This is a genomic window from uncultured Tateyamaria sp. (genome assembly GCF_947504105.1).
In the GTDB taxonomy this organism is placed as follows: domain Bacteria; phylum Pseudomonadota; class Alphaproteobacteria; order Rhodobacterales; family Rhodobacteraceae; genus Tateyamaria.
Genome location: NZ_CANNGP010000003.1, coordinates 186,365 through 194,663 on the forward strand (window position 1 = coordinate 186,365; position 8,299 = coordinate 194,663).

General features: G+C 56.7%; 9 protein-coding genes. 8 read left to right on the forward strand and 1 reads right to left on the reverse strand.

The genetic code is table 11. The annotated features are described in order from the left end of the window. Positions 1–57 precede the first annotated feature (57 nt). From Q1A75_RS03640 to Q1A75_RS03665, 6 genes are all read left to right on the forward strand, one after another. The gene (locus Q1A75_RS03640; RefSeq protein WP_299546644.1) at positions 58–657 is read left to right on the forward strand and encodes an amino acid synthesis family protein; all 600 of its coding nucleotides are present in this window, start codon (positions 58–60) and stop codon (positions 655–657) included. Continuing rightward, positions 629–1,408: an alpha/beta hydrolase gene (locus tag Q1A75_RS03645; RefSeq protein ID WP_299546646.1), complete on the forward strand. Its 780-nt coding sequence runs from the start codon at positions 629–631 to the stop codon at positions 1,406–1,408. Before Q1A75_RS03640 ends, Q1A75_RS03645 begins: the two co-directional genes overlap by 29 nt. Next, positions 1,405–2,319: a flavin reductase family protein gene (locus Q1A75_RS03650; protein WP_299546648.1), complete on the forward strand. Its 915-nt coding sequence runs from the start codon at positions 1,405–1,407 to the stop codon at positions 2,317–2,319. The genes Q1A75_RS03645 and Q1A75_RS03650 overlap by 4 nt, the downstream gene beginning before the upstream one ends. 4 nt (positions 2,320–2,323) lie before the next feature. Further along, positions 2,324–3,358 carry an LLM class flavin-dependent oxidoreductase gene (locus Q1A75_RS03655; RefSeq protein ID WP_299546650.1) on the forward strand — a complete coding sequence of 345 codons (1,035 nt, stop codon included), beginning with the start codon at positions 2,324–2,326 and terminating at the stop codon, positions 3,356–3,358. An 8-nt stretch (positions 3,359–3,366) separates the two neighbouring features. After that, positions 3,367–4,845, forward strand: coding sequence for an aldehyde dehydrogenase (locus tag Q1A75_RS03660; protein WP_299546652.1), 1,479 nt, complete (start codon positions 3,367–3,369; stop codon positions 4,843–4,845). 324 nt (positions 4,846–5,169) lie between these two features. Beyond that, complete coding sequence (locus Q1A75_RS03665; RefSeq protein WP_299546654.1) at positions 5,170–5,298, forward strand: hypothetical protein; 129 nt, start codon at positions 5,170–5,172, stop codon at positions 5,296–5,298. Positions 5,299–5,672: 374 nt separating this feature from the next. Here the strand turns inward: Q1A75_RS03665 and Q1A75_RS03670 are convergent, their stop codons facing one another. Then, on the reverse strand, positions 5,673–6,563 hold the full coding sequence (locus Q1A75_RS03670) for a LysR family transcriptional regulator (protein ID WP_299546656.1): 891 nt from the start codon (positions 6,561–6,563) through the stop codon (positions 5,673–5,675). Positions 6,564–6,777: 214 nt separating this feature from the next. On the opposite strand from Q1A75_RS03670, the gene Q1A75_RS03675 reads away from it, so the two are divergent. Both Q1A75_RS03675 and Q1A75_RS03680 read left to right on the forward strand, forming a co-directional pair. After that, complete coding sequence (locus Q1A75_RS03675) at positions 6,778–7,413, forward strand: DsbA family protein (protein WP_299546658.1); 636 nt, start codon at positions 6,778–6,780, stop codon at positions 7,411–7,413. Positions 7,414–7,444: 31 nt separating this feature from the next. Continuing rightward, positions 7,445–8,272, forward strand: a complete 828-nt coding sequence (locus Q1A75_RS03680) for an NAD(P)H-binding protein (protein ID WP_299546659.1) — start codon at positions 7,445–7,447, stop codon at positions 8,270–8,272. The last annotated feature ends 27 nt before the right edge of the window (positions 8,273–8,299 follow it).

Genomic DNA, 8,299 nt, shown 5'->3' on the forward strand with positions numbered 1-8,299 from the left:
CGTTTGTGAAAAATCTGCAAGTCCTCAAAGGTTTGTGGAGGCAAACAGGAGGTCCATATGAATCCCGAAATCCGCAAATTTGTGACCTATGACGAGGACATTCTGATCGAGGGGTTCCGCAAAGCCGAAACCCCATGGCGCATGTTTGCGGTGGCCGCCGTGGTTAAGAACCCCTGGGCAGGGCGTTTTGTCGAAGACCTGACGCCTGAAATCCACGCCTACGGTCCCGCTTTGGGTGCCGAGATGACAAAGCGGATGATCGCGTTGGCAGGCAGAGGTGACGCCATTGAAGCCTATGGAAAGGCGGCCGTCGTCGGGCTTGATGGAGAGGTCGAACATGCCTCTGGCCTGATCCACACGCTACGCTTCGGCAATCATTACCGGGAGGCGGTTGGTGCAAAGTCATATCTGGCGTTCACCAACACGCGTGGCCCGGCCAATGCCCCGATCATGGTGCCTTTGATGGACAAGAACGATGCGGGGCGACGCTCGCATTATCTGACCATCCAGTTCGCCATACCCGATGCACCGCGTGACGATGAGATTGTCGTTGTTTTGGGCGCAGCCCTTTCCGGTCGACCACACCACCGGATTGGTGACCGCTATCAGGACTTGAAGGATCTGGGCCATGACATGGACAACCCGGCTGCGGTCTAAGACAAACGGGCTAGCCGCAATCACGGCTGGTGACGGCCCGCCGATCCTGTTGCTGCATGGCGTCGGATTGCGGGCGGAGGCGTGGAACCGACAGATTGACGGGTTGGCCCGCGACTTTCACCTCATCGCGCCCGATATGCTTGGCCACGGTGAAAGCGTCCCCGCTTCAGGACAGACGAGCGTTTCGGACTACACGGATTCAATTCTGGCCCTCATCCATGACCCTGTGTTGGTCGTGGGCCACTCAATGGGTGCGATGATTGCGCTGGATATGGCAATCCGGTTTCCGGAACAGGTACGCGGTGTTGCAGCGCTCAACGCGATCTGGAAGCGTACTGCAGAAGCTGCCGCCGCCGTGCGCGACCGCGCCGAAAGCCTTGACGGGCGTACTCCGGCGGACCCCGCGAGCACGCTCAGCCGTTGGTTTGACGACGCTGTATCCCCTGAACGGAACGCCTGTGCTAAATGGCTGCGCGACGTAAACCCCGCGGGATACAAGACCGCCTATACCGCCTTCGCCAAGGGCGATGGCCCGAATGAAACAGCACTTACCCATCTGTCTTGCCCTGCATTGTTCATGACCGGCCAGATGGAGCCGAACTCCACTCCCCAAATGTCACAAGCCATGGCCAAACGCGCGCCGCAGGGTCGTGCTATCATCGTCGAGGGTGCCGCGCATATGATGCCGATAACCCATGCTGAGGTCGTGACCGCCGCACTGCTGGATTTCGCGCGCGAGGTCTGGACTTGACCGACTTTGACCACCACGCCCTGCGCAGCGCTTTCGGCAGCTACATGACTGGCGTGACGGTGGTAACGACCCGCAAAGCGTCGGGAGAGCCGGTGGGGTTTACCGCCAATTCCTTCACCTCAGTCTCGCTTGACCCACCACTCTTACTGGTCTGTCCCGGCAAGTTTTTATCGAGCTTCGAGAGTTTTGCAACCTGCACGCACTTTGCAGTCAAAGTCCTGTCCGAAGGGCAGGAAGATGTCTCGAACACCTTCGCCAACTTCAAGGGCGATCGCTTTGCCGACGCTGCGCACCATAGCGACGCGCAAGGTAGCCCGCTGATCGACGGCACTACGGCGCAGTTCTCTTGCGCAGTTGAGCGGTTCCTTGATGCAGGCGATCACAGCATCCTGATCGGACGAGTCCAGTCCTTTACACATGTCGGCGGGCGAGGGTTGGGATATGTCGGGGGGCAGTACTTTAGTCTGGGGTTGGAGCGCGCCGCACTTGACCCCGGCAGAAACGCGACGATCTGCGGCGTGATCATCAGACAAGGCAATCATGTACTGATGGAGCGGACGCCAAAGGGCTTCCGTCCGCCACAGGTGTCGCTACCCAATCGAGGCATCCTACGCGCGGAATTGGCTGAAGCCTTTGCTAAACGCGGCCTGCCGATCAGGCTGGAATCGGCCTATTCAATTTTCGAAACAAGCGATACCCGCTACACTTACTTGCTGGCAACCAGCGATGCAGCTCCATCCACTGCTGTCGAAGCCGTGGCGGTGGATCACCTCACAAAGCTCAATTACTGCTCCCGACCCGTCTCGGACATGATGGCACGCTTTGCCCTCGAAACCCGCGAGCGCGCTTTCGGTCTCTATCTTGGGGACGCGGAACGCGGAGATGTCCATTCCTCAGTTGAAAGGATCTGACCCGATGGAGTTCTCACTGTTTGCGCATATGGAACGGTTGACGCCTGATCAGTCACAGGAGCAATTGAACGAAGAGTTCCTAGCGCTCTGCAAAATGGCTGATGAGGCCGGAATGCGCGCGATCTGGACCGGTGAGCATCACGGGATGGATTTCACCATTGCGCCCAACCCGTTCCTGTCGCTCGTCAATATCGCGCACCACACCAAGAATGTACGGCTTGGTACGGGCACTGTGATCGCACCGTTCTGGCACCCGATCAAACTGGCCGGAGAGGCGGCCTCGGCCGATCTGATGACAGGCGGACGGATCGAGTTGGGTATCGCTCGGGGGGCCTACAGCTATGAATACGAACGTCTCATGCCCGGCATGAATGCCTGGGAAGCAGGGCAGCGGATGCGAGAGATCACACCGCTGCTGCCACGGCTCTGGGCCGGGGATTGCGCGCATGAGGGCGAGTTTTTTAGCTTCCCATCTACAACTTCAGCCCCGAAACCGGCGCAACCCGGCGGGCTGCCGATATGGATCGCCGCACGTGATCCCAACAGCCATGAGTTCGGCGTCCATAACGGATTCAACATTCAGGTGACGCCCCTCTGGCAGGGCATGGCAGAGATCGAAACACTCATGAGCCGCTTCAACGACGCTTGCGATAGCTATGACGGCCCGCGCCCCAAGATCATGTTACTGCATCACACTTATGTCGGTGCGGATGATGCAGATGTGGCGCAGGCAGCCGATGAACTCTCGCGCTTCTACTGCTATTTCGGGGCCTGGTTCCAGAACAAGCGGCCCGTGGAACAGGGGTTGATCGCACCCCTCTCCGAAGGTGAACTGACCGCCAATACGATGATGGCACCTGACAACATGGCTCGCGACCTGACCGTCGGCACCGCCGCCCACGTGATAGAGCGCATTAAACGCTACGAGGCCCTAGGGTATGACGAATACGCATTTTGGATCGACAGTGGCATGAGTTTTGAACGCAAACGCACTTCACTCGCGCGGTTCATCGACAACGTCATGCCCGCCTTCCAATGAGGGATGTTATGGATAGCAATCCACACTACCAGCTTTTTATCGACGGCACATGGACAGAGGGAGCCGACGGCCAGGTAATGGCGTCTGAAAACCCTGCCACGGGCGATGATTGGGCCACCTTTGCCTGTGCTACACCCCGAGATGTTGACCGGGCAGTTCTAGCCGCACGCCGGGCACTAAACGATCCGGTGTGGCGGGATATGACGCAAACTGCGCGGGGGAAGTTGCTCTACCACTTGGCCGCATTGATCGAAGAAAACGCCCAAACCATCGGCCGCGTCGAGACCACAGACAGCGGGAAGCTATTGGCCGAAACGGCAAGCCAGTCTGCCTATGTCGGGGACTACTACCGCTACTATGCGGGGCTAGCGGACAAGATTGAAGGGGCGGTGCTGCCTATCGACAAGCATGACATGCATGTGTTCACCCGGCGAGAACCCATCGGTGTCGTTGTCGCCGTCGTGCCCTGGAACGCGCAGATGTTCTTGACCGCGACCAAGCTCGGTCCAGCGCTTGCAGCAGGGTGTGCGGTGATCCTCAAAGCCTCCGAAATTGCGCCTGCCCCGATGCTGGAATTTGCCAAGCTAATCGAGCAGGCTGGCTTTCCCCCGGGTGTCGTATCGGTCATCACTGGTGATGCCGAAAACTGCGCCATTCCGCTGACCCGTCACCCGGAAGTGGACCGCATCGCCTTTACCGGCGGACCGGACACTGCCCGACACGTCATCCGAAACTCGGCGGAGAATTTCGCGGTAACGACGCTAGAGCTGGGTGGCAAATCCCCGATCCTCGTTTTTGACGACGCCGATCTCGACGGCGCGGCCAATGGGCTGATCGCAGGCAATTTCGGAGCGTCGGGGCAAAGCTGCGTCGCGGGCTCGCGCGGGTTGGTGCATCGGTCAGTTCTGAATGAACTCGCCAACCGGATCGAAGACAAGATGGCCAGCGTGACCGTGGGGGACCCTTTGGCCGCCGGGACGCAGATCGGTCCACTGTGCACGTCCGCACAAATCGACCAAATTGAGAAGACACTGGCGGCGGCGGTTCAGAGCGGTGCAAAAATCCGCTTCGGCGGTGCGGCCCTAGATTGGCCAGGCAACTACATGGCACCGACCCTCGTAGAGTGCGCAAGTGCAGATACCGAGACTCTGAAGATCGAAATGTTCGGCCCGGTCATGTCGCTGTTGCCCTTCGACACCGAAGAAGAAGCAATCGCGCTTGCCAATGCTACCCCCTTCGGCCTCGGTTCGGGCGTATTTACAGAAAACGTCGCCCGCGCACACCGGGTGTCCGCTCGGCTAAAGGCAGGCATCTGCTGGGTAAACACCTATCGGTCGGTGTCCCCGATCGCGCCCTTCGGCGGCTACGGCCAGTCGGGCTATGGTCGCGAGGCCGGAATAGATGCAATCAATGACTACACTCGGACGAAAACGACCTGGATCAATACGTCGGACAAACCCATGGCTAATCCCTTCGTGATGCGGTGAGAAAATAAGGGCCGCAGATCAAGAACCTGACCGGATTGACGGGCAATACTGTCGGCGCGCCGGACAAAAATCTGCCGCAGGCATGGTTGCGACCCAGAGTACGCGCGATGTTCAGCTGACGTTGAACCCGTCTAAGGAGCGACAACCTGTCCAACACAACGAACCAAGGCGATATGGCTTGCCAGATCCAAAACACCCACGCCTTATGAACGGCGCTCACCGCATTCTGGAGTTTAAAGGTAACTTACCGGAGATACGGCACAATTCTGTTGCTTTCCTGTGCTGATCTTGAGAGGTTTTCTGGTCGCTAGGGATAGCCAGTTCATGACAAGGATCGAGACGCAGCGTTTGATGGATCGCGCCAGCGACAGGACCCTTCAGCTTCATTTGATTGAGGGAAGCGGCGATGGGGCCAAGTCATCTTTTCGCGCGTTGGTGATCCGGTTCCGCTAAACCCATTTTGATCAAGCGATGCAGCCAAATCCAGTGCACGCAGTATCTCTCGGCCGCACTTTGGTCACGAGATGTGCAGTTGGAAATCGCTGATCACGTTTTCAGAACGTCGACGATTGCGGCATACCTGCGATAGCCATTCCCAAGATCAGCCTGCCTTGGTTCAGGGCGCGATCATATGATCAGCATCCAGTTGGCAAAGTCTTCGACCTTAGAGCAACGATACTTCTAGATACGGCGAATATCGACCATGCTATCTCGCGGTTTCAGGAGACAGCCGACACCTGCGTTAGAACAGTTGTGCAGCAACCAAAAGAGAACCCGGGTTGGGCGTTGGTCAAACTACCAGTCACAAAGGCGACATAGAGTGCCTTCTAAGCTTTGATCGTGCGATGGGCCATTTCAAGAAACCGCCGCAGAGCGTTCGACCTAACATGACTGGGTGGCGTAACGGTATACACACCTCCAGAGCGCAGCCTCCAATCCGGCAGAAGCCGTGTTAGCCTACCTTGCTCTAGGTCATCCCTTAACAAAAAGTCTGGCAGGACAGTATAGCAAAATCCCTCGGCTACGTAAGCTCGCATGGCCAGAGTGATATTCATGGTCGACACGACCTGTGTTTTGAGGGTTTGGCGTTGCCTGCCCTTCTCGAACATCCATTCCATCTTTTCCGGAAACGCGTCGCTGCGCACAAACGGGACATTTGACAGATCGTCGGGTTCTTTCACGTTCAGGCCCCTCGCCGTGCTTGGTGAACAGATGGCGATCACTTCAAAATCCAGAAGCTTGCGCGCAAGATTGCTAGAATCTGGCAACCATCCGATCCGGAAAGCGACATCGTAGCGGTCTTCGATGATATCGATCAGACCGTCCGTCAGATGAAGATCAACGGTCACTTCAGAATAGGTTTCCTGGAACTTTGCGACAAACGGCGCAACATAGGAGACGCCAAAGTCAACAGGTGCCGTAACTCTCAAAGCCCCCTTCGGCGTCTTATCGCGGTCCTGAATGCGCTCATACGCATTATTGGCTTGGGTTTGCGCCGATTTTGCATCTTCGAAAAACACACGCCCTGCTTCAGTCGGCTGAAGGTGGCGGGTGTTGCGCAATAAAAGCGGGGTTCCGACGTCCTCCTCCAAAAGTTGCAGTTGCTTGCTGACAACCGCTTTACTGATCCCAAGCTTTGCGGCGGCGCCAGTAATTGTGCCTGCTTCCACCGTTGCAATGAAATGGGCCAAGCGGTTGAAATTAGGACGTCTGCTCATCTGCCAAATGTAGCTTTCAGTTGATAATAAAGTAAATCTAGCATGCTTTGATTGACAGTCAGAATATCGATCTTTGAGAAGATCGAATATGCTTCACGCCAGTTCAGCTCTAAATCAACTGTAAGCTTTTAGCTTACAGTCCTTTTCGGATTCATCCCTTTTGCTGACAAATCTGACGCGCTACCTCTTTCGTCAAGCAAATCGGAGCCCCCCAATGCCTGAAGCGAAGTTCATTGTGATTTACGACACATTTTGCGGTTGGTGCTACGGCGCTGCGCCAGTATTTGATGCACTTGTGGAGACGGAGACAGATGTCGAAGTCTTGCACCGTCATTTGTTCGAAGGTCCTGCCGCGCCCAAAATGAGCGAAGGCAAGGGCGCACAAATCCTGCACACCATCCCCCATGTCGAAGCGCTGACCGGTCAGATTTTTTCCGAGGCGTTCAAAGAGAACATCGCACGGTCCGAAACAGAGATCCTTGCATCGGGGCTGTCAGCCCAAGCCGCTGCTCTGGTGCACGACCAAGGTCCTGAAAAGGAATTCGCGCTGCGCCGCAGACTTGAGACCCTTCACTTTGGAGAGGGCATGTCTTCGACTGACCGGCAGGCCATTGTTGATGCGCTCATCGCTGAGGGCGTCGCACCCGACCAAGCCAGGCGGATTGGTACGTCTGATCTGGAAGCCGAGGCTGCTGCCCATGCAGATCGCGCGAAGTCATTGATGGCCGCAGTCGGATCCTACGGCGTTCCCACGGTCCTCAAAATCAGCGGCGACGACGTGACCCAACTCGACCACCAAGCGTTCTACGGCCGCCCCGAGGCCGTTCGAGCAAACCCGACTGAACTCTAATCAATTGAACCCTGCGCGAAAGGAGCGTCACATGACATCTATGACTTCTAAAACCGTTGCTATCTTCGGTGCAACCGGTGCCCAAGGTGGCCCCGTTGTGAAAGAGGCACTTTCTAAAGGACATACGGTCCGTGCTGTGGCCCGTGATGCTGCAAAGATCGGTGCTGCACATCCTGATGCAATTGCCGTCGCAGCGGATCTTTCGGATGAGGATGCTGTGGCCGAAGCTTTGAATGGTGTGGATGCAGCCTTCCTCCATTTTCCGATGCCAAGCGGGCCAGATGACAGCCAAAACTGGGCTGCAGCGTTCTTCGCAGCCGCTCACAGGGTCAACCTGCCTCTTTTGGTATATGTTACTGGCGGACCATCGGGCGATCGTTTCCCATCTTCTGCTATTGTCGATGGAACAACCCAAGGTATGAAGGCAGTGCTGGCTTCCGGCATCCCATCCATCGTTCTTCAATCCGCAGTCTACCTAGAGAATCTACAACCAGAGATTTTCCTCCCCGACCTTCGGTCCAAAGGAAAACTTGACTACCCGCCAATTCTGCAATCCTTGAAAATGCAATGGACATCGCATTTGGACCAAGCAACTCTGGCTGTCGCCGCCATGGGTCGACCTGATCTGGCGGGCCAATCTTTTGAGATCGGTACACCGCACGCCCTCACCGGCGCAGATCTGGCAGAACTCATGCAGAACTACTGGGTGGGACGCGATGTTGTCTTTGATCCCATGACCCCTGAAGCATTCGGCACACGGGTCGGTGATGCATTAGGTAGTCCAGGCACGGCATTCGCTCTCGGCGATCTCAGAGGTGGTCGCGGAATTTCGGACCGGTCGTTAAGGTGGATCGCATGATGAAAGTGACGATCCAGAATGAAGAAA

What these genes read in the sequence shown, in the direction of transcription:
- Q1A75_RS03640 (WP_299546644.1), top strand. Translation starts at nt 58, where the DNA reads ATGAATCCCGAAATCCGCAAATTTGTGACCTATGACGAGGACATTCTG.
- Q1A75_RS03675 (WP_299546658.1), top strand. Translation starts at nt 6,778, where the DNA reads ATGCCTGAAGCGAAGTTCATTGTGATTTACGACACATTTTGCGGTTGG.
- Q1A75_RS03660 (WP_299546652.1), top strand. Translation starts at nt 3,367, where the DNA reads ATGGATAGCAATCCACACTACCAGCTTTTTATCGACGGCACATGGACA.
- Q1A75_RS03655 (WP_299546650.1), top strand. Translation starts at nt 2,324, where the DNA reads ATGGAGTTCTCACTGTTTGCGCATATGGAACGGTTGACGCCTGATCAG.
- Q1A75_RS03665 (WP_299546654.1), top strand. Translation starts at nt 5,170, where the DNA reads ATGACAAGGATCGAGACGCAGCGTTTGATGGATCGCGCCAGCGACAGG.
- Q1A75_RS03680 (WP_299546659.1), top strand. Translation starts at nt 7,445, where the DNA reads ATGACATCTATGACTTCTAAAACCGTTGCTATCTTCGGTGCAACCGGT.
- Q1A75_RS03670 (WP_299546656.1), bottom strand. Translation starts at nt 6,563, where the DNA reads ATGAGCAGACGTCCTAATTTCAACCGCTTGGCCCATTTCATTGCAACG.
- Q1A75_RS03645 (WP_299546646.1), top strand. Translation starts at nt 629, where the DNA reads ATGACATGGACAACCCGGCTGCGGTCTAAGACAAACGGGCTAGCCGCA.